Below are 20,742 nucleotides of genomic sequence, written 5' to 3' on the forward strand. Positions count from 1 at the left end.
ATGACCGACGAGACCCTGGTGATCGCGGGGGAGAAGCTCCCCTCGCGGCTCTTCCTCGGCACCGGCGGGCTGCCCCGCCCGGCGCTGCTCGAGCCGGTCATCGAGGCCGCCCGCCCCGGCATGGTCACCGTCTCCATGCGCCGCCTGCCCGGTACGTCAGAGGGCGGAGTCCTCGAGACCATCCAGCGCCTCGGCATCAAGATCCTGCCGAACACCGCCGGCTGCCGGACTGCGCGCGAGGCGGTGCTCACCGCCGAGCTGGCCCGCGAGGCGCTGGAGACCGACTGGGTGAAGCTCGAGGTCATCGGTGACGAGACCTCGCTGATGCCGGACGCGATCGAGCTCCTGGAGGGCGCCGAGGCGCTGGTCCGCAAGGGCTTCAAGGTGCTGCCGTACACGACCGACGACCCGGTGCTGGCCCGCCGCCTCGAGGACGCCGGCTGCGTCGCGGTGATGCCGCTCGGCTCCCCGATCGGGTCGGGGCTGGGCGTGCTGAACCCCTATGCGATCTCGGCGGTGCGCGCCGCGGTCTCGGTGCCGCTGGTGCTCGACGCCGGGGTCGGCACGGCCTCGGACGCGGCGCTGGCGCTCGAGCTCGGCTGCGACGCGGTGCTCGCCGCGACCGCGATCACCCGCGCCGACGACCCGGTCCGGATGGCCACCGCGCTGCGGCTCGGCGTGGAGGCCGGGCTGGCTGCCCGAGGCGCCGGCCGGATCCCGCGCCGTGTGACCGCGCGGGCGTCATCGCCGGCCAGCGGCATGGTGGGGAGCCTGTGATGGACCTGCCCCGCCTGCTGGTGCTGACCGACCGCTCCCAGCTCCACCTGGGCCGCTCGCTGGCCCGCACCGTCGCCGAGTGCGTCTCGGCGGGTGCGACCCACGTGGTGGTGCGCGAGCTGGACGAGACCGAGCTGGCCCGGACCGCGCTGGCGGCTGCCTGCGAGGCTGCCGGTGCGTCCGTGATCGCCGCCCACACGCCGCTCTACGGCTGTGTCGGCGTGCACCTGCCGCTCGGGGCGCCCGTGCCTGCCGACCTGCCGTTCGGGCGCTCGTGCCACACCGCCGACGAGGTCCGCGCGGCTGCGGTCGAGGGCGCTTCCTGGGTGACGCTCGGGCCGTTCGCCTCGACGGAGTCCAAGCCGGGCTACGAGCCCGTCGACCGCGCCGTGTACGACGCCGCCGCCGAGGTCGGCATCCGCGTCTACGCCCTGGGTGGCGTCACGCCGGACAACGTCGCCGACGCGATCGCCGCCGGCGCCGACGGGGTCGCAGTGATGGGCTCCGTGATGCGCGCGGAGGACCCGGCCGCCGTGGTGGGCGCGCTGCTCGACGTACTCGGGGAGGCGCCGTGGTGAACCCGCCCGTCGTCCTTGCAGTCGCCGGCACCGACTCCGGGGGAGCGGCCGGCCTCGCCGCCGACCTGGCCACGTTCAGCGCGCTCGGCGTGCACGGCGCGATGGTGGTCGCCGCGGTGACCGCCCAGGACACCACGGGGGTCACTGCGATCCACGCGGTCCCCGCCGACGTCGTCGCTGCCCAGCTGGAGGCCGTGCTGGCCGACCTTCCGGTCGCCGCGGTGAAGACCGGGATGCTCGGCTCGCTTGAGGCCGTCGCGCTCGTCACTCGGGCGTGTGCCGGCCGGGTGCTCGTCGTCGACCCCGTACTCCGGGCGACCTCGGGCGCGGACCTGGCCACCGACGCCGTGGTCGCGGCCTACCGCGACGTGCTGCTGCCCGTCGCCACCGTGATCACCCCGAACGCCGCCGAGGCCGGGGGGCTGCTCGGCCTCGACTCCGATGACCCGATGCACCCCGCCGCCCTGGCCACCGGACTCACCGGGCTCGGCCCGGCCGTCGTCGTGACCGGCGGCCCCGAGGTCGCGGGCGCGGAGACGTGCACCGACTGGCTCGCCCTCCCGGGTGCCGAACCTGTCGCGATCAGCCACCCGGCGGTCGCGACCACCAACGACCACGGCACGGGCTGCACCTACAGCTCGGCCCTCGCGTCGTACCTCGCCCTCGGCGAGGACCTGAAGACCTCGTGCGCCCGCGCCGCGGCGTACGTCAGCAACCAGCTCGACATCAGCAAGACCTGGACCCTGGGCCGCGGTCGCGGACCCGTAGCCCACACCCACAAGGAGATCGCATGACCGAGACTCTTGAGCCCACGCTCATCGAGACCCCCGAGACCAGCCCGTTCCACAAGCCGGTGCACGAGCAGCACTCGCGCATCCTCAAGGGCGACCTGAAGGTCCCGTTCACGCGTGTCACGCTCACCAACGGCGAGACCTTCGACCGCTACGCCACCGAGGGCCCCGGCTCGCAGCCCGAGGTCGGCCTGCCGCTGCTGCGCCAGGAGTGGATCGAGGCGCGCCAGGACACCGAGGAGTACGACGGCCGCGAGGTCCAGCTGCTCGACAACGGTCGCACCGCGCTGCGCTCCGGCATCCACCGCGACCAGTGGCAGGGCCGCGCCTACAAGCCGCGCCGCGCGCTCGAGGGCAAGAACGTCTCCCAGATGCACTACGCCCGCCAGGGCATGGTCACCCCCGAGATGGAGTACGTCGCCATCCGTGAGGGGGTGACCGCGGAGTTCGTGCGCGAGGAGGTCGCCACCGGTCGCGCGATCATCCCCAACAACATCAACCACCCGGAGTCCGAGCCGATGATCATCGGCAAGAACTTCCTGGTGAAGATCAACGCCAACATCGGCAACTCGGCCGTCACCTCCTCCATCGCCGAGGAGGTCGACAAGCTCACCTGGGCCATCACCTGGGGCACCGACACCCTGATGGACCTCTCCACCGGCGATGACATCCACACCACCCGCGAGTGGATCATCCGCAACAGCCCGGTCCCGATCGGCACCGTCCCGATCTACCAGGCGCTCGAGAAGGTCAACGGCGAGGCCGACAAGCTGACCTGGGAGATCTTCCGCGACACCGTCATCGAGCAGTGCGAGCAGGGCGTCGACTACATGACGATCCACGCCGGCGTCCTGCTGCGCTACGTGCCGCTGACCGCCAACCGCGTCACCGGAATCGTCTCCCGCGGCGGCTCGATCATGGCCGGCTGGTGCCTCGCGCACCACCAGGAGAACTTCCTCTACACGCACTTCGACGAGCTCTGCGAGATCTTCGCCAAGTACGACGTCGCGTTCTCGCTCGGTGACGGCCTGCGCCCCGGCGCGACCGCCGACGCCAACGACGCCGCCCAGCTCGGCGAGCTCAAGACCCTCGGCGAGCTCACCAGGCGCGCCTGGGAGTACGACGTCCAGGTGATGGTCGAGGGACCCGGCCACGTCCCGCTCAACCTGGTCAAGGAGAACGTCGACCTGCAGCAGGACTGGTGCCACGAGGCGCCGTTCTACACGCTCGGCCCGCTGGCGACCGACATCGCTCCCGGCTACGACCACATCACCTCGGCGATCGGCGCCGCGCACATCGCGTGGCACGGCACCGCGATGCTCTGCTACGTCACGCCGAAGGAGCACCTCGGCCTGCCCAACCGCGACGACGTGAAGACCGGCGTCATCACCTACAAGCTCGCCGCCCACTCCGCCGACGTCGCCAAGGGCCACCGCAACGCCCGCGACTGGGACGACGCGCTGAGCAAGGCGCGCTTCGAGTTCCGCTGGAAGGACCAGTTCGCGCTGTCGCTCGACCCGCACACCGCTGAAGCGTTCCACGACGAGACGCTGCCGGCCGACAACGCCAAGACCGCGCACTTCTGCTCGATGTGCGGCCCGAAGTTCTGCTCGATGCGGATCAGCCAGGACGTCCGTGACCGCTTCGGCGCGGACCTCACGCCGGAGGACGCCGCCCTCGGAATGAAGCAGAAGTCCGAGGAATTCATCGAGCTTGGCGCGTCCGTATACGTCGTTCCTTGACGCGCCATTCAGGGGGCCGAACCGTGGCTGGTGCGGCCCCCTGGAAGGAGTCAGATCAGATCTGCAGAAGTGACTACAGGTCGTAGTAGTGATGACCTCAATGCGCTGACCTGGGAAAACGCCTTCTACTCGGGCTCATGGGGTGCACTCGGTACGCTCAGTATCTCGTCGATTGCGGCCTTGGTGCGCTCCGTGGAGGACGGCATCAGATGTGTATAGGTTCTGAGCGTGAAACCCGGATCCGCATGGCCGAGGTACTCGCTGAGCGCCAGGATCGACTCTCCCGCATCAAGGAGCGTACTCGCGTAGAAGTGGCGCAGGGCGTGACAGCCGTTCTCGCGCTTCGGTTCGACGCCGGCTGCGACGAGCGCTGGTCGCCAGATCTTGGGGTTGAAGTAGTTGCGGTTGAGAGCGCCGGACTCCCGTGAGAAGAGGACCAGATCGACGGACCGCGACGCCCCATCGCTCCTGTCCCAGGGAAGGGTCACGCTCCGCGGCGGGTAGCGCGTGACGTGGTCGTTGATGAGTTCCAGCACGCGATCGGGCAGCGGCACCGTGCGGATCTTCCGACCCTTCGGCAGTCCGAAGAGCTGGCGGTTGTTGCCGAGCAGCTTCACCTGACGCCTTATCTCGATCTCGCCGGTGTTGAGATCGATGTCGTCGAGCGAGAGGCCGAAGATCTCACCCTGACGCAAGCCGAGACCGACGCCGAGATCAACGACGAGCTTGAATCGGTCCGGCAGTTCCTCACGCACGGCCAAGACGCGCTCGCGAGTCCATGGCCGGAACTTTCGCGGATCGGACTTCGGACGTCGCACCGACGGGGCCTTGCAGGGGTTCTTGGGAATGAGTCCGTCGTCGACTGCAGCCGTGAACACGGAGGAGACGTTGGCGTAGATGACCTTCCGGTAGTTCCCGGATAGGCCGGTGAGCGTTCGGAGCCATCCCTGGATGGTCGAGGGCTGCACATCTGAAAGGTTGCGGGCCCCCAGGTGCGGCATGACGTGCAGGCGGAATCGGAGCTCCACCATCTCGACCGTGCCCTCCTCGAAGGTCTGAGCGGCGAGCCACTGATTCGCGTACTCCTCGAAGCGCACCTTCCCGGCGTCGGGATCGATGTAGTGGCCGCGAACGAGGTCCGCTGACACCATGGCTGCGAACCGATCTGCCTCGACCTTGCGTCGGAAAGTCTTGGCCCTGGCCCTGCCGTCGGACTCTCGCCAACGGACGCGGTAGGTGATGGTCCGCTTTCCATCGGTCGAGGTGCGTTCGCGACGCTCAACCCACGCCATGACGCCTCTCCAGGTGCTCGTCCAGCCAGGACCGCAGCGTTGAGGGTTCGTAACGCAGGTGACGTCCGACGCGGTAGGCCTCCGGACCGCAGCCCTTGTGGCGCCATTGGTACAGGGTGGCGACCGGGATGCCCAGGAACTGGTGACGTCCCGCGTCGTGGTGGAGTTTCCTCGACACCGTGCGGGTCAGTGGTTCTCATGATGCCGTCATGAGTTCGGGCTTGGCCACCTCCTGCTCGGTCTTGTTGGTGCCGGTGATGAGTTCCATGGAGTGTTCGGACAGATAGCGACGTTCGGCGGTGACCTGCCATTCGTCGTGGGCTTCGACCAGGACGGCCCCGGCCAGCCTGAGCAGGGCCTCGGGGTTGGGGAAGACGCCGACGACGTCGGTGCGGCGTTTGACCTCCTTGTTGAGCCGCTCCAAGGGGTTGGTCGACCAGATCTTTTTCCAGTGCGACACCGGGAACCCGGTGAACGCGAGGAGGTCGTCGTGGGCATCACGCAACATCTGCTCGACCTTGGGCAGCTGTTTGCCGAGCATCGCCGCGATGACCTCGAACTGCTCACCAACGTGCTCGGCGTCGGGTTGGGCGAAGATCGTGCGGATTGCGGCGGCGACCATCTCAGCGTTGCCCTTCGGTACGACCGCGAGGACGTTGCGCATGAAGTGGACCCGGCACCGCTGCCAGCTCGCGCCGACAAAGACAGCGGCGATCGCTGTCTTCAGGCCGGTGTGGGCGTCGCTGATGACCAGCTGGACACCACCCAGGCCGCGGGCCTTCAGACCGCGCAGGAACGCGGTCCAGAACGCCCCGTCCTCGCTGTCCCCGACGTCGAACCCGAGGACCTCACGGCGCCCGTCGGCGGTGACTCCGGTGGCGATCACGACGGCCTGGGACACCACGCGACGGTTCACGCGGGCCTTGCAGTAGGTGGCGTCGAGGAACACGTACGGGTAGGTGATCTCGCCCAGCGACCGGTCGCGGAACGCGCCGACTTCCTCGTCGAGGTCCGCGCAGATGCGGGAGACCTCGGACTTGCTGATCCCGGTGTCCGCGCCGAGTGCTTTGACCAGGTCGTCGACCTTCCTGGTCGAGACACCGTGGAGGTAGGCCTCCATCACCACCGCGAACAAGGCCTGGTCGACCCGTCGTCGGCGTTCGAGCAGTGAGGGGAAGAAGGATCCCGACCGCAGCTTCGGGATCCGCAGTTCCAGGTCGCCGGCGGTCGTGGACAGGGTCCGCGGCCGGGAGCCGTTGCGCTGTGTCGTGCGTTGGTCGGTGCGTTCCCAGGGGCCGGCGCCGATCACAGCGGTGAGCTCGGCGTCGATCAACGCCTGGTAGATCGTCTGTGCCGCGGTGCGGACGCGGTCCTCGACCCCGCCGGCCTGCATGGCTTCAAGTACCTCGAGTAGTGCAGCATTGTCCAAGGCCATCGTGCTTCGTGTCCTATCCGTGAGTGTCTGTCGCAAGTACTCACTGACCGTCGCACGATGGCCGCCTACGTCACCGGCAACACGACGAACCTCAACGCCGAGGAACTACACCACTCGGCGGGACGTCACCCAGGAACTCAGCAACTTCGTCGGCCGTGAGAAGGCGTTCCATCGCGCGCCCCTGCCTCGGAGGCTTCCGCGCGCTAGAGGTACGGGACATTGGGCGCTCCCTTCTCGGGTGGACGGTGAATCAATGCGGCGTGGAGGTTGACCCGACTGACTCCAGGCGAGTCCGACACGGGGCTTGCAGCCGGTCGAAGGCGTTTACGGGCGGTTCGGATGACATCGAGGTCGCCGGGCCGAGCGACCGGAACGAAACGTTCGCGGACTGGATGAACGAGTCGCCCGTCGCCGCTTACCAGCCGAGGGACGGTCACGCGCTCCACGAAAGCTCCGCGCTCGACCCCTGCTTCGAGGATGTCGGTGATGCGCGAGTCGACTCGGTCGAAGAGGACGTTGAACCCGCCCAGCATCCGAGGCTCGAGGACGGCGTCGGCTGGTAGGGCCTTCATCCGGCCTACTGCGTTCGCGGCTTCTGCTGTCGCGGCCGCCCCGTTACCGAGCCGGCCGCCGACGTTCCGGAGTTCACGCTGGATCTGCGAGTAGGTGGCCGCACGTTCCCGCCATCGGCCGGCGAGGTCGGGGTCGATCCGCTGCGCGTAGGGAATAAGGGCGGTCGTGAGGAGGCGCTGGGAGTCGACGATCAGACGGAGATTCATCGCGTTGGGGAACGTCTTCAGCCTGACGAGCAGGTTGTGCTCGGCCTGAAGTACGCCGAGGACTCCAGGCTTCGCCGGCCCCCGGATCGGCTTGGTCCGCGGGCGCCATCCCGTCTGGTCCACGCTGTAGTCGGGCTGTCCGAGGCTGACGTCGAGTGCCGTGGCTAGTGCGGCCCATCCGAGGCGGTCGCAACCAGGGAGCGATACCCACTCGGGAGTGTTCCGGTAGCGCCGGTCAAGGATGACGAGCGCCTGGCTGATTGCCGCGACGTCGCCTGCGACGGCGCGGCCCTGGGCTGCAGTCAGATGCCGAGCTTGGTCTGGCGCAGTGTCGTGCTCAGCCAATGCCGCGGCGCGCGCAGCAAGCCGCCAGTGCTCGACCAGCACGTTGGGGCTCGGCGTCGTGAGCTCGATGCTCGAGGCGGTCTTGGTCTGCGACTCGGCGCGCGCGTACTCGAGTGCCCGGGCGAGCTCTCCGATTGCCGCGCCATGCTCGGCAGCTGCGCGAAACGGGTCCGCTGGCTTGGCCGGGATGTTGGCGAACGCGAGGGGTCGTGCCACGCCAACGGCCTGCGCGCACCACACGAGGATGGACTGCCTGAACCGCAGCACCTCCCGACCCACCGCTGCCCGATCGGCGGCAGGATCCGCGGCGAGGCGATGCATCACACGGTGCTGGCGAAGCAGCGCAGCCAACTCCGTGCGCATCTGCGCGCCGTTCTCGCCGTACATCAGCCGATGTCCAGGTCGCGCGCGTCGCCGAGCATGGCGAGGATCAACTCGACGGACAGAGCGTCAACACCGAAGTGCTCGAGCTCCTCGATAGCGCTGCCGGCGACCGCGAAAAGGATGTCGCGGTCGTCTGTCAGGTCGTCGGTGTCAAGCGCGGGGCACTCGTCGTTATGGACGCGGTCCAGTTCGAGCAGGACGCGTTCGTAGGCGGAGGAGGCCTCGATGTTGGGTGCGCAGTTGGCGAGCGCCGCGACGTACGACCTGGCCTGAGCGAGTGTCTGTGCGTGGGGGAGAAACATGGTGGGTCCTTCGGGAGTTCGGGCTTCGACCGTGCGCCGCCTGACGTTGCGTTGCTGCGCATGCCGCGAATGCTGTGGACGGGGATACGGCCGGCGAGGCCATGGCGTGGTCATGGCTCACCCGATGACCTGCCGGTGGGCGATCGCTTCGATGCGGAGGCGCTGGCGCAGGTCCTCACGCACGAACTCCTCGAAGTCCGCGTCCCGGTCACGGATCTCGATCTCGGCACCGGACTCCGCCGGAGACTCGCCGGGCCAAGTGGTCTGCCGCGTCGGACGGTCTCGGTCGAGCCGAGTGCCGCAGATCGAAACCCAGTCGCGCAGACGGTGGCGGGCCTCGGCGAACTCCCGCATCCAGTTGATCGGCGCCGATGGGGGCGCTGAGTCGTGGTAGCAGCTGAGCCAGTGGCAGTGAAGGGCCGAGAGCTCCCATACGAGCTCGTCGTGGCGATGCCAGTACGGCGGCACGATGTTAGGCGGGAGCCCGAACGTCACCTTGAGCCACTTCACCCAGCGGTCGAGGTCATGCCACTCGATGTCGGCGTGCTTGGCGTCGAGGGCGTTCCAGTTGATCGGCTCAGGTGGACGATCGAAGAGGTCAGTGACGTCTCGGTCGTCGGGTTCGTCCGGGTACGGACTCACAACAGCGACCGATCAGAGGCCGACAGCGGGCGGCTGCGGTACAGCGGTGAGGGGCCGATCGGCAGCGTGACGGCCGCGCTGGACGACGTAGTCGGTCTTGTTGGCGTTGTGGCCGATCTTGCGGGCGACGAACTCTTCCTTGATGACGCTGCCCTCGCGGCTGTCGACCTCGTACTCGTGGACGTAGCCGCTGGCCACGAAGGAGTCGCCCTTGCGGAAGCGGGCGTAGGTCTCGCGTGCGGTGCTCTCGAAAGCGACCATGTCGTGGAAGGTGGGGTCCAGCTTCGTGAAGCTGCCGTCGGCTTCCTTGCGCCACTGCTCGACGCCCACACGCATCCGGCAGCATTCGGCGCCCTGTTTGGTGAAGTGAAGGTCGGGCGCGGATGCGACAAAGCCGACCAGGCTCATCTGGGTTGGGATGGACACGGACCCTCCTTGGACGTCGGGCGGCCACTGGATCGGCCGCGCTACTCAGGAGGTGTTCAGCCGTCGACAATGCGCTGGAGCGCCGTCACCGCCCGCCGAGCGAGGGTGACGTTCAGGCGCCACTGAGCGACGGGCCGTTCGTTCTGCGTCCAGGACACTGATGCCGCCGAGCGGGTGCCAACTGGCAGCGTCAGTGAAGGCGACAGCCGGGCGACTACGGCAACGGCCTCGGATGGTAATCTGATGAAGATCGGTCAAGCGTGACCGTATCCCAGCACTTGGCACAGCGAATCGACTTGCGCCGGGTTCTGCCCGTGGTGTCGCTCTCCACGGGGAGGAGCCCTTGTCCCGCGCCGGAAAGTTGATTCCCGTGACTGACCTCGCCCTAATCGCTGGTGCAGGAGCACTCGTCGTCCTCACCCTGAGCAAGCTTGTGTTTGCTCTGGTCGCGCTACTCCGTGTCCCCGCGAGCGAGCGAGTCGCCGCGATCAGGGCGATCGGTGATGCACTCGCTAAGTGGACTTGGCGGTGACAGTGGCAATGGGCGAAACGGACGTTCTAGAGCCCAAGGCGGAGCACCTCTGCCTCGTCGAGTCCGACGCGGGAGAACTGTGCGGACAGACGCTCGACAACGCGTTGAGCATGGTCTGGCTTGAGGTCTCCGACCCAACGCCATGACTTGTCACCTACCGGGCGAAAGCGGTTGATCCCCCTATTCAACTTCGCCTGCACGATGCCTGCGGGTGTCGCTTTGAACGTCTCCATCAGGATGTCGGTCGGCCTGGCGTGCAGGCGGAGGCGCACATAGCCGCCATCGACGCGCTGGTCAGGCACCGTCAACATCCCATCGCCCGGAAGCCGATCACCTTCCGCGGCGACCTCGAGTGGTAACAGCGGGAAGGCACGCGATCCGGTGATCCTCACGCTGTCGCACAGTGGCTGCACGCAGACCGCATACGCCCCGCCTCTCTCCAGGATGGAGCCGAGCTGCAATACCGGAGTCGGCTTTGCGTATCGGCTGCGAAGCGACATTCGAGAGGCTAGAAGGCGGTCAGACAGTGCACGTTCCTCCGAGGTAGTGGAAAAGAGAAGGGTCCCGCTATCCTTCTGCATCTTCTCTCCTCGAGTCTTGCTCGAACCAGCATTCTTCAGGTCCTCGAAGAATTCATCGCTGAACCCCTCTGAGAGCAATTTGAGTCGAAGAGCGGCCGTGATCTCTGTGAAGCTTGAGATGCCTCGCGCAGGGAGGGTCTTGTGGTGGGCGAGCCACTCCTTGATGCGCGGGAGACCGACGTGGCTACCGACCTCATGATCCTGGATAACCGCTTGAATCTCGGAGACGATGAGCCCCTCGACCTGGCGCTCCACATCCTCTGGATGAGGTAACGAGATCCTCTGGCCGAGGATCGCCGGGTCCAGTTCTGGACCCAGCGCAGCAAGTACCCGATGAGCATCGTTCCTGATGCCTGCAAGCGCCGATAAAGACGCACTCGTGACCAAGCCGGTGCTGTGCCGACTGAAGTCCTCGACCACAAGCGTGGGCAACTCTGCGATGCTCTTCCGTCGGCCCTCAAGGGCCGGGGCCAAGCTTTGGACGTGCTTCTTCGCGAAGACTGAGACCCTCACTGGACCACGACTAAACGCCACCTTGGCTTCGTCGTCCCAACTGATGTCTACGCCTTTCAGCGTTTCGCCAGTTGCGACGCTAAGGCGCTCCGCGATCTGCTGCAGATCTGGTTCCCCGGTATAGACCGTTATAAGGCGCAAACGTCGACGTGGAGATTTTACGTCTTCCTTGAGAACAGCGCGAACCAACTTCTCCGCGGTCTTTCCGTTGTCGCCGTTCATGTTCCAGTCGAGGATTAGGGCGTCTGCGCGCCTCGCTGTCTTGACGAACGCCGGCTTGAACTCGTCGTTTTCCTCGGTGGTTTGAGGAGACAAGATGGCACATGCCAGCCCCTTGCTGCCGAAGGAAATGGACACTTCCTGCACGTCGAGATCGTCGGGCGAGGGCTCAGCGGGCGGCGGACGCAACTCGAGCGGCGCGCCAAGATCGCCGCTCGCGGAACCACTCGACCAGTCGTCTGGCTCGTCGACTGGAGACAAGGGCGATGAGCGACGGTAGGCCTCGTCATCGATCATCAGCACAGTCTGCAGAAACTCCAGTACTTGCTTCTGGACATGTCGCTCGAACCTGGTTGCCATCTCACGCATCACTTCTAGTGGGCAGTAGGATTTCGAACCTCGCGCCACGGTCGGCGCTCGGCTCCGCCAGCCGGATGTCGGCACCATCGCGGCGAAGGACCTCGCGGGCCACAAAGAGTCCATAGCCCGATCCCGCAGGCTTTCTGGAGAAGCCCTGCTCAAAGATCGCCTCCTCATCCCCAAGGGTGATGCCCGGTCCAGAATCCGTGACGATGATGGCGTCCTCCACCCAATCTAGGGTGATCAACCGTTCCCCTGAATACTGTTGCAGCCAGTGGGCGGCATTGTCGACCAGGTTCACTATTACGGGGTATAGCGTTGACGGGTACATCTTGATTTGCATATTCTCAAACGCTGGCGTCGACCGAAGGTCGATATTGGCCTCACCGAGTTTCTTGTCGAAGACGTCGTGAAGGTACCGTTGGACGTCGGTCCCGCGAATAATCGCCGGCTCTCGATAGAGGCGTCGATGGAGTGGGGTAAACAGCTTGAGATAACCGTCTAGGTGATCAAATGATGCTCGGAGGTCCGAGTACAGCGGCCTCAGTCCCGTATTCTGTTGTGCCCAGGCGCGGAGTCTTCTCAAATTGTCGCGAACGGACCTGATGCTGTTCTCGAACTCATGGGTAACGATGTTTACGGCCATGCCGATCTGAACCAGCTCGAAGTCTTGAGCGGATCGATCCGTTAGCGCCTCCACTCTGGACTCGAGTTGCTCGACTTGATCCAGAAGGGACACTTGATCGCTGTCTGAGGTCTCTCCGACCCACGCGACTGATCGCAGTTGCTCCGCGATCGAGCGGAGTTCTTCAGACTTCTGCGACGCGATGGCTCGAACGCGAGATTCCAACGTCCTGCGGAGCAATGAGAATTCTTCGTCATTCAGGGCCGACACGTCTGTGGTGGCCGCGTCCTGCTGCGCGGCGACGGTGACCTCTTCGAGGGCCCTGTGAGCGTCCCGGACGGTCTCTCGGCCGCGCTCCGCGACATTCGCCACTTCACGGGAGAGGAGACTGCGTGCGTCATTCCCCAACGCGCGCGCCTCGCTGACCGCCAATTCGATTGCCCCGTCGAACCGAAGCCGCCGGCTGACGGCTGCGTCGAGAGCGAGCCCTGCCGCGTCGAAGGCCGTGGAGATCTCCTCCTCGGCAGGCTCGATCAGAGAGGAAACGATTTCTGACCGGGTGGCCTCGTAGGCCGTTGCGCGTCGAGTCAGCTCGGCACTCAGGGCTACGCCGCGGGGACGCTTGACTTGCAGGGTGGCCGCGAGTTCGCGAAGGTCCGAACGTGCGGCTAGCTCGGCCCGAACCAATCGATCGGCCGCCGCAGCCGGGTCGTCGTCCTGTTGGGCGCTCCGTATCGCAGCCTCGATGGATCCGCGGATCTCCTGGATGCGGGCCTCTGGAAGGTCTCCATCTACCGCGTCGAAGAAACGATCAAGGGCCGCGCTGTACTCGGACCGTCGGGCACGCACCTGCTTGCTGCGCGCTCTGCGAGCCTTCTCCATCCTCTCGTTCGCGAGCCGTCCCTCCTCATAGATCTCCGCTTGGGCACCCCCTTCGCGGAAGAACTCAGTTGCTACTTGGAGAAGGAAATTCTGAAGGATGGCTCGGAACTGACGGTATGCCTCGTTCGTGGCGAAGCCTTCGCGCCCAGCCTTCTCTCGCAATTGGTGATTATGCTCGCGAGATATCTCCACCGCTCCGAACATGCGGCGGTAGGAGAAGAAGTGATCAGACGCCGACTTCGTCCTCCGCAATTCGACGTCAAGCCAGTCGAATCGACTGTCTCCATATGGGAGAACACGGATCCCATCGCGATAGATATATAGTCCGCCGTATCGGTCAAGTTTCTCTGTGAGCAGGAAGTAGTCATTCGGTTCGAGTTTCGACTGTTTGGCACGTCCCTGCACGTAAGCGAGGTTCAATTTGAACGGTCCGCATTGTGTCTTGGTGCCGCGAGCTGGGGTCCATGCCAACGGAAATGGAATCGGTTGCCCGCCGAAGATCGAAACGGTTCCAACAAACTGCCCGTATTCGTCAAAAGCCCCCTGGAAATGGTGATCCGCGTTCACGAACTCGTCCACGGTGAAGAACTCTTGTTCCTCGATCAGATCTCGGACGTCGTCGGGCCGACGGTGATCCCGGAAGGAGGTCGTCAGTTCGGGTTCTCCGTGCCCGGGGGTCATGGTGTTAGCAAACCCGATCAGCGTCCTTAGCAACGGCGCTGCCTCCTTGGGGCCGGGCGGCTCCAAGTCTGCCTCGAGATCGGGGGAGGTCGGCAGGATTACGAACGCAGTACCGCGATCGAACGTCGCGAGGTCGAATCCAGCGAGGCGTGCTACGGAAGATGGATCTGTTTCGCGCCACTGGCTGAGATCACGCTCAATACGCTCAAGCAGGCCAGTGTCGTCAGGGGTGACCAGTTTGCGCAGATTGTCCAGGATTTGGCCTGCCATTGCCTGGACATCTGGGCCGCGCCCAGTGTCAAGTTCCACGACCGGAACGATCAGTTGCGACAGGTCAGCATGCGCCAACTCGAATACGCCCCAATGGATCAGGGCCGCGACGCGAGAGCTTCGCTCTGCTTTGGAGACTACGAGGGTCTGCGGCCCGATCGCTGCGATCGCAAGGCGACCAATCCCCTTCTCGCCCAGGATCGCCCGCGGTCGCCGTCCATGCGCCTGTGAGACAGCGCCTGGGACGGCCTTAGACGAGGTGCCGAGCGTCAGCCATCTCTGTTCGAAGTCTTGTCGGGACATGCCGTCACCGTCATCCCTGATGACGAATGCATTGTGGTACCGGATAAAATCGGCGTTGGCATTGTCCGCGTAGGCGTCGTGGGCGTTCTTGAACAGTTCGCTGATCGCGCTCGGAATTCCAGCAATCTGCTGGCGACCCAGCATATCGACTGCCCGTGCGCTGGTGCGGAACTCAGCCATGCCCGCGGTCCAGGGCCTGGAGATGCCGCACGATGTGGACGCCCATCGCTTCCGAAACAAGAACCGGTACGGCGTTTCCGATCTGTCTGGTGACTGACTTCAGGCTTCCGAGGAATTGAAAGTTGGGAGGAAAGGTTTGCAGCAACGCGGCTTCCCGTGCGCTGATCGCTCTATCTTGGGTCGGATGGCCATACCGCCCGTTGGTGATGTCGGTGCACTTGGTGGTCAGAACCGGCGCAGTGTCGTCGTATCGCATGCGCCCGTAGGCGTCCTGGTGTCCCTTCGACCGTCGGTGGCAGTCAAGCCAGAGATCTTCGGGCCATTCGGCCCGACTGCCCCCTTCGGACAGCGCCTGGATCCGACTGAGGTTTAAGGTCCCCAGTGCTCCTGACCGGTGGAGCGGGTCTTCGGCATGTGTTTCTCCTGCTGCGATTGGAGGTAGATCGCCGATCCAATCCCGGACCGTCGAGTATGCCCTGGCCCCGCCTCCATGCGTCGGAGCTGGAATGTCCAACTTCCCGTGTCGTGACGCGAGCAAGACCAGCCGCCTTCTCCGCTGCGGGACCCCGTAGTCTCGGCAGTCGATGACCTTCCAGGAGACCGCGTAGCCACTTCGGTCCAGGTACCGAAGGAAGCGGTTCCAGGTCGATCCGCCTGGAATTTTGTGCAGGCCTGGAACGTTCTCAACGATGAGTGCGTCCGGCTGTAGGCGGTCCATAAAGGGGATGAGTGTCAGCAGGAGGGACCGTTCTTGCCGACGGGGTTTCGAACCGGACGGTCTCATGGAGCTGTACGGCTGACACGGTGCGCACGCGGAGAAGACGAGCCGGCTTCCGGGGGTCACAAGGTGGTCGAAAACGTCAAGGCTGAGTTCACGGATGTCGGCTTCATGGAACTCCGCGTCCGGAAAATTCGCACGGTAGGTAGCCGCTGCAGCAGCATCGAAGTCGACCGCCGCCGCAATCCGCATTCCGGCTGCGCGGAGGCCAGCACTTGTTCCACCGCATCCGGCGAAGAAATCGATAACCGTGGGTGCGATGCTGGCCTGCGCGGCGCCAGCGAACATGTCGGGTTGGAGGGTGGAGGTCACTGGGGGCTCCCGCCGTCCCCGGACGCCCGATCCGCGCCCCGCACATACGCCAGGACATCGGCTCGCAAGAAGCGCCATGCCCGCCCGACCTTCTCGCCAGGCAATGCGCCCGACTTTGCGAGAGCGAGGACCGTTTTGGTGCTGACGCGCAACAGCGTCGCAGCCTCTTCGGCTGTGAGAACTTCGTGCTCGTCCGTCATCTTCCCGCATTCTCCCGCAACTGACCGCATCTTCACTCTAGTGCGATCAAGGGCGTCACCCCGGCAAATTGCTCGATCGGCCAGTCGGGAGGCACCCGGTGGGCATCCGACCGACGGCGCCCCAGGCGCGTGGCCCAGGAGCGCTAGTGACGGGGAGTGCCAGGGTGCTCCTAGCGAGCGGCCGACCAGACTCACCGGCACGCGGCGGTGGGGCGCCAGACAAAACGGAACACGCCTCGTGCTCACTTAGTCGCGAATCTGCGTAGACGGACGACGATGGGCGGGGCCGCGCGAAGCAACACGAGGCCGGTGCCGAACGGAAGGGTCCGGATCCGCTCCGGTGGCATGACCGCGACCCGCCGGCTCGACCGCTGAAGGGAGCGCTGGCCGTAGTCGCCGACGCTCACTGTGTCGGTGCGCTCGTCGCGCTCCCCGATCAGCACCGACAGCTCTTGCAGGTCCTTCGAGGCCGACGCACCGCCGAGTATGACCTTGACGATGCTCGCGTCCCAGATCGTGCTGGCGGCGTGGTCGCCCCACTTGTTGCGCGCCTGCGCCAGCGACTGAAGGACGGGCATCGTCGTGATGCCGGTGCCACCTCCCTCGGCCATCAGGACCGGAAGTGATGGGAGCGGTGCGAGGTTGCCGATCTCGTCGAGCGCCATGAGGACGGGAGGGTCCAGGCGTGAGCCCGGTGACGCGGCAGCGAGGTGACGGGCGACCTCGGTCAGGTCTTCCATGAACGCCGCGACGAGCGGCCACGAGGCTCCCGCGCCGGCTCCCGTGGCGAGAAGGTAGAGCGTGCCGTTCTGGGTGAGGAAGTCCCGCGGTTCGAACGCCTCGCCCGGCTCCGGGCTGACGGCCGTCAGCACGGCAGGGTCGGCGAGGCAGGAGAGGGCTTGGGCGACAGCCATCCAGATGGAGTCACGTGTGCGCGGGTCGGAGCTGATCATGCCTTCCAGCGAGTCCGACCATCCTGCAGCGGCTTGCGGGTGACTGGCGAGGATGCCGACGGCGTCAGTTGCAGCAGACGCAGACAGCGACCACTCGAAGAGGGCCCGCGTCGGTAGCTTCTCGAGCGCAGCTGCATGGAGGAGTGCCTGGAGGGCGGAGCGGGCCTTGCCTTCCCAGAAGCCGCCGGACTCTGTGCCGCCGGAGGAGAGTCCGGTTGACGATGCCAGCCCTGAAGCGCGGATCATCGCGGTCAGGGGCTGCTCGCAGCCGCGGATCGGCGACCACCGGACGCCGCTGCCGTCGACGGCAGGCAGCCCTGCCGTGAGGTGTTGAGGGTCGAAGACGGCGACCGGCCCGACGTCCTTCCGAGCGGCGATCGTGGCGGCGATGTTGTCCGGTCGGGTCGAGGTGGTGACGACGGCCCCAGGCGCGTCGAGGATGGCATTGATGACGAGGTGGAGTCCCTTGCCGGAACGCGGCGGACCGATCACGAGGATCGAGTCCTCGACCGAGGCCCAGATCTCGCGGCCGCAACTGCGTCCGATCAGGTATCCGACATCGTTCGCGCGGGGATGCCGGATCGACGGGCGGAGAGTGGCGGCGCGTCGTACGAGGGCCCTCTTCGATGCGGTCGTGTCGATGTCCCGCGCTGTTGAGGTGCCTGGGATGCGGTGGGGATCTCGAGCGGCCCGGTGCCGGAGTCGAGCGACGGCTCTCCACACGCACCACGCGACTGTCGCGAGGACTGCGAGGAAGAGCGTCACCACGCTCCAGTACGCGATCGTTGACAACCCGGGCGCCTCGAACGCCCGCGCCGGTCGGCTCGGGTCGGCGAGCACACGCAGTCCGCTCGCGATCCCGCCCTCGGGCGTGGCCGCGCCCGTTGCGACCGCAGCGGCCGTGGCGGCGGCGCGGAGCACTAGCGCCAGAGCGAACGCCGCCACCATCCCGATGACTGCCAGGTTCACGAGCTCGTCGTTCGCGCCACGTGCGGCGGGGTTCATGCCGGCGCCTCGAACGGAGTGACTGTCCGAGAGGTCATCCCGAGGAGCACGAGCCCGCCGCGGGTTGCGGCGATTAGCGCGGGTGGAAGGTTGAGTGACGCGTTGCCTTCGGCATCGGCGTTCTGGCGTACGACGACGTACGCCAGCGCGACCTCCTCGCCGGGCCGGAATCCGGCACCAGCGAGCGCAGGCCGTGGCGGGGTGGGTGGCTGCTCTGCGCCGGCTGGCGCCGGAGTCGGGGGAGTCACGACGTCGGTGAACGTCGAGCCGTCGGCCTCGCGCACCTCGACGCGCACAGGCGCGCCGAGGTCTGAGGTGATCTCGTCGATGACATGGCGAAGGTGGTCACGGGTCCTGGTCTGTTCGGAATCGAGCGGGACACCGTCGACGTCGACGGCGAGTACGCCGTCGGCGTCGATGGCGACGTGAACGACGCTCAGCACGATGGGGACCTTCATAGCCCGAGCACCGCCCCGTCGCGGCGAGCGTTGGTCGTGACAGGAGCTGCCCCGGTCCGGTGGCTGAGGGCTTCGCGGTCGAGCCCTGGCGGGTTGCCGTCGCCGACCTGCTGCGTGTCGACCTTGTCGAGGATGCGGAGCGCGGTCGCGCGGACGCGTTCGGCGGTCGCGTGGACGACCTCGACCGGGTTCTTGCCGGGGACGCTCGCTGCCCAGGTCGAGACGTACGGCACTGTGTAGGAAGAGGTGTCGAGCCCGTGTGCGGCTCCGACCATGAGCGCGACGGATTCGGCCTCCACCTCGGCGTTCCCACGGTGCAGGGTCGCGTCGGCGGCGGACTCGGTCGTCAGGGCTGTCTCCGGTGGCGCGTGGAGGAGAACGTGGCCGAGTTCGTGGGCGAGCGTCTTCACCTGGGCCGCATCGTCCATGTCCATGCGGACCGATACTTCGCGGGAAAGGAAGTCTGTCAGGCCGTTGGCGCCTCCGATCGCCGCCGCAGAGGAGACGAGCCGGAGCTCGAAGCCGGCGGCGGTGATCTGGTCGGCCAGCCCGTCCCAGAGTCCGGCTGGCGCTTGGCCCTGGAGCAGGGAGGGGCGGGGGAGTTCGGGTACACGGTCGCCTGTGGTCTGGGAGATGTCCCAGACGTAGGTCGGCTTGACGCCGATCATTCGGGTGCGGGTGTACTCGCCGGAGATCGGCTTATCGTTGCGCGCCAAGCGTCGCCAGGAGTTCGGGTCGTCGGGCGTGAACGAGGCGAACTGACCGGTGACGGGGGCGAGGATGCCGTAGCCGTGCTGGCCTCTCGCGACGCTGCGGCCCAGCGAGAGCCACTGGTGGAAACCGGCGACGTACGTCGGCGTCGGCTCGGGCACTCTGCCTTCCTTGTACGCCGCGAAGTGCTGCGCCGCGATCAGCATCGAGTTCCCGAAGCTGCGCCCGCGGAACTGCGCGGCGAAGGTCAGGGCGCGCTTCCAGTCCTCGCCGGTCACCAGCGCAGTGACGGACTCGGACAACTGCTCCTGGAGCGCTTCGAGCTTGGCTTCGCGCGCCGCTCGTCCCCGAACCTGAGTGGTCATGACGCTGCTCCTGTCATGCGTCCGGTGGTGTCGAATAGGTCGAGCTCGGCGGGGTGCATCTGGTGCTGGACGACGAAGGAGCGGTTCTTGATCCGCCAAAGTCCCTGGCCGGTGCCGAGCGTGGGGATCAGTGACTGCTCGGTGCGAGTGAGCCCTAGTGCCGCCGACGTTGCGCCGAGCTGGTCAGCTTCCTGGCGATAGACGATGCGGGTCTCGGCGTTGGCGAGGAGTGACGAGGCGAGCGCGCGCATGGCGGATCCGGAGTCGCCGACGTTGTCGAGGTCGGTGAGCTTGTGGAAGATCAGCATGTTCGCGATGCCGTAGTGCCGCGCGAGGCGCCAGTGGGCGTCCATTCGGCGTAGCAGTGCGGGGTGGGACATGAGGCGCCAGGCTTCGTCGTACACGACCCAGCGTTGGCCACCGTTCGGGTCGAGCAGTGCCGATTCCATCCACGCCGACGCGCAGGTCATCAGGACGGAGATGAGGGTGGCGTTCTCGGTGACGCGGGACAGGTCGAGGGAGATCATCGGGAGGCTCGGGTCGAACGCCACCGTCGAGGGGCCGTCGAAGAGCCCGGCGAGGTCGCCCGCGACGAGGCGCCGGAGTGCGTGACCGACCAGTCGTCCGTCTTCCGTGAGGCGTCCGTCGGGGTCGTCGGCCGGATCGGGTGTGAGCAGTCGGTCGACCACCATCGGGAGGACGGGTACGTCGGCGCCTCGGACGGTGCGGTCGATGGCTATGTCGACGGCCGTGTGCTCGAGTGGGGTGAGTCGGCGTTCGAGCACGGTCTCCGCCAGGGCGCCGACGAGATCGCGGCGACGGGATGCGACCTGGCTGGCCCATTGGACGTCGTCGTACCCGGACGGACGGTGGCCCTCGTCGAGGGGGTTCAGGCGGTTGGCCATGCCATGGCCCAGCGCAATGGCGCGCCCGCCGACGGCTTCTGCGACGGCGGTGTGCTCGCCCTTGGGGTCGCCGGGGACGTAGACGCGGCGGCCGAATGGGATCGACCTCGTGTAGAGGCTCTTGGCGAGGCAGGACTTGCCGGAGCCCACGATGCCGGCGAGCACGAGGTTCGGTGCGGTGATGAGCCCGCGTGCGTAGAGGATCCAGGGGTCGTAGACGAAGGAGCTTCCGGAGTAGAGGTCCTGGCCGACGAACACGCCGTCGCTGCCGAGGCCGCCTTCGGCGAGGAAGGGGTACGCGCCCGCCAGGGTCGCGGAGGTGTCTTGGTGGCGTGGCACGCGGAATCGTCCGGGCGTCCGCAGTGTGGCGGGGCCGTGTTCGCCGGCGCGGGGGAGCGTCACGGTCGCCCGCTTCT

General features: G+C 66.4%; 19 protein-coding genes. 4 read left to right on the forward strand and 15 right to left on the reverse strand.

The genetic code is table 11. From position 1 onward, the window contains the following. Genes BJ958_RS04525 through thiC form a run of 4 tightly spaced genes read left to right on the forward strand, consistent with a single transcriptional unit; the run spans nt 1 to nt 3,888 of the window. Nucleotides 1–777, forward strand: a complete 777-nt coding sequence (locus BJ958_RS04525; RefSeq protein WP_179725742.1) for a thiazole synthase — start codon at nt 1–3, stop codon at nt 775–777. Further along, entirely contained in the window at nt 777–1,355 is a 579-nt protein-coding gene (locus BJ958_RS04530; protein ID WP_179725743.1) for a thiamine phosphate synthase, read from the forward strand. The genes BJ958_RS04525 and BJ958_RS04530 overlap by 1 nt, the downstream gene beginning before the upstream one ends. Then, nucleotides 1,352–2,149, forward strand: a complete 798-nt coding sequence (gene thiD / locus BJ958_RS04535; protein ID WP_179725744.1) for a bifunctional hydroxymethylpyrimidine kinase/phosphomethylpyrimidine kinase — start codon at nt 1,352–1,354, stop codon at nt 2,147–2,149. The genes BJ958_RS04530 and thiD overlap by 4 nt, the downstream gene beginning before the upstream one ends. Beyond that, nucleotides 2,146–3,888, forward strand: coding sequence for a phosphomethylpyrimidine synthase ThiC (thiC, locus tag BJ958_RS04540; protein ID WP_179725745.1), 1,743 nt, complete (start codon nt 2,146–2,148; stop codon nt 3,886–3,888). The genes thiD and thiC overlap by 4 nt, the downstream gene beginning before the upstream one ends. A 125-nt stretch (nt 3,889–4,013) precedes the next feature. On the opposite strand, the gene BJ958_RS04545 is transcribed toward thiC, so the two are convergent. From BJ958_RS04545 to BJ958_RS04615, 15 genes are all read right to left on the reverse strand, one after another. After that, nucleotides 4,014–5,180, reverse strand: coding sequence for a tyrosine-type recombinase/integrase (locus BJ958_RS04545; protein ID WP_179725746.1), 1,167 nt, complete (start codon nt 5,178–5,180; stop codon nt 4,014–4,016). Beyond that, nucleotides 5,167–5,358: a helix-turn-helix transcriptional regulator gene (locus tag BJ958_RS27600; protein WP_343052564.1), complete on the reverse strand. Its 192-nt coding sequence runs from the start codon at nt 5,356–5,358 to the stop codon at nt 5,167–5,169. The genes BJ958_RS04545 and BJ958_RS27600 overlap by 14 nt, the downstream gene beginning before the upstream one ends. Before the next feature lie 18 nt (nt 5,359–5,376). After that, nucleotides 5,377–6,615, reverse strand: a complete 1,239-nt coding sequence (locus BJ958_RS04555) for an IS256 family transposase (RefSeq protein WP_179725696.1) — start codon at nt 6,613–6,615, stop codon at nt 5,377–5,379. 203 nt (nt 6,616–6,818) lie between these two features. Beyond that, the gene (locus BJ958_RS04560) at nt 6,819–8,126 is read right to left on the reverse strand and encodes a hypothetical protein (RefSeq protein ID WP_179725747.1); all 1,308 of its coding nucleotides are present in this window, start codon (nt 8,124–8,126) and stop codon (nt 6,819–6,821) included. Further along, on the reverse strand, nt 8,126–8,425 hold the full coding sequence (locus BJ958_RS04565; RefSeq protein ID WP_179725748.1) for a hypothetical protein: 300 nt from the start codon (nt 8,423–8,425) through the stop codon (nt 8,126–8,128). The genes BJ958_RS04560 and BJ958_RS04565 overlap by 1 nt, the downstream gene beginning before the upstream one ends. Nucleotides 8,426–8,542: 117 nt before the next feature. Next, complete coding sequence (locus BJ958_RS04570; RefSeq protein ID WP_179725749.1) at nt 8,543–9,067, reverse strand: hypothetical protein; 525 nt, start codon at nt 9,065–9,067, stop codon at nt 8,543–8,545. A gap of 12 nt (nt 9,068–9,079) precedes the next feature. Beyond that, nucleotides 9,080–9,493, reverse strand: coding sequence for a single-stranded DNA-binding protein (locus BJ958_RS04575; RefSeq protein WP_179725750.1), 414 nt, complete (start codon nt 9,491–9,493; stop codon nt 9,080–9,082). Between the two features lie 558 nt (nt 9,494–10,051). Further along, on the reverse strand, nt 10,052–11,707 hold the full coding sequence (locus BJ958_RS04580) for a response regulator receiver domain (RefSeq protein ID WP_179725751.1): 1,656 nt from the start codon (nt 11,705–11,707) through the stop codon (nt 10,052–10,054). Beyond that, the gene (locus BJ958_RS04585; protein WP_179725752.1) at nt 11,700–14,639 is read right to left on the reverse strand and encodes an ATP-binding protein; all 2,940 of its coding nucleotides are present in this window, start codon (nt 14,637–14,639) and stop codon (nt 11,700–11,702) included. The genes BJ958_RS04580 and BJ958_RS04585 overlap by 8 nt, the downstream gene beginning before the upstream one ends. After that, the gene (locus BJ958_RS04590; RefSeq protein ID WP_425489745.1) at nt 14,632–15,807 is read right to left on the reverse strand and encodes a DNA cytosine methyltransferase; all 1,176 of its coding nucleotides are present in this window, start codon (nt 15,805–15,807) and stop codon (nt 14,632–14,634) included. Before BJ958_RS04590 ends, BJ958_RS04585 begins: the two co-directional genes overlap by 8 nt. Continuing rightward, nucleotides 15,726–15,959, reverse strand: a complete 234-nt coding sequence (locus tag BJ958_RS29290; RefSeq protein WP_425489746.1) for a helix-turn-helix domain-containing protein — start codon at nt 15,957–15,959, stop codon at nt 15,726–15,728. Before BJ958_RS29290 ends, BJ958_RS04590 begins: the two co-directional genes overlap by 82 nt. Before the next feature lie 212 nt (nt 15,960–16,171). Further along, entirely contained in the window at nt 16,172–17,887 is a 1,716-nt protein-coding gene (locus tag BJ958_RS04600; protein WP_179725754.1) for a type IV secretory system conjugative DNA transfer family protein, read from the reverse strand. Continuing rightward, the gene (locus BJ958_RS04605) at nt 17,884–18,345 is read right to left on the reverse strand and encodes a hypothetical protein (protein ID WP_179725755.1); all 462 of its coding nucleotides are present in this window, start codon (nt 18,343–18,345) and stop codon (nt 17,884–17,886) included. Before BJ958_RS04605 ends, BJ958_RS04600 begins: the two co-directional genes overlap by 4 nt. Further along, nucleotides 18,342–19,421: an ArdC-like ssDNA-binding domain-containing protein gene (locus BJ958_RS04610; RefSeq protein ID WP_179725756.1), complete on the reverse strand. Its 1,080-nt coding sequence runs from the start codon at nt 19,419–19,421 to the stop codon at nt 18,342–18,344. Before BJ958_RS04610 ends, BJ958_RS04605 begins: the two co-directional genes overlap by 4 nt. Next, entirely contained in the window at nt 19,418–20,665 is a 1,248-nt protein-coding gene (locus BJ958_RS04615; RefSeq protein ID WP_425489747.1) for an ATP-binding protein, read from the reverse strand. The genes BJ958_RS04610 and BJ958_RS04615 overlap by 4 nt, the downstream gene beginning before the upstream one ends. Nucleotides 20,666–20,742: the final 77 nt, after the last annotated feature.

This window comes from Nocardioides kongjuensis, assembly GCF_013409625.1.
Lineage (GTDB): Bacteria > Actinomycetota > Actinomycetes > Propionibacteriales > Nocardioidaceae > Nocardioides > Nocardioides kongjuensis.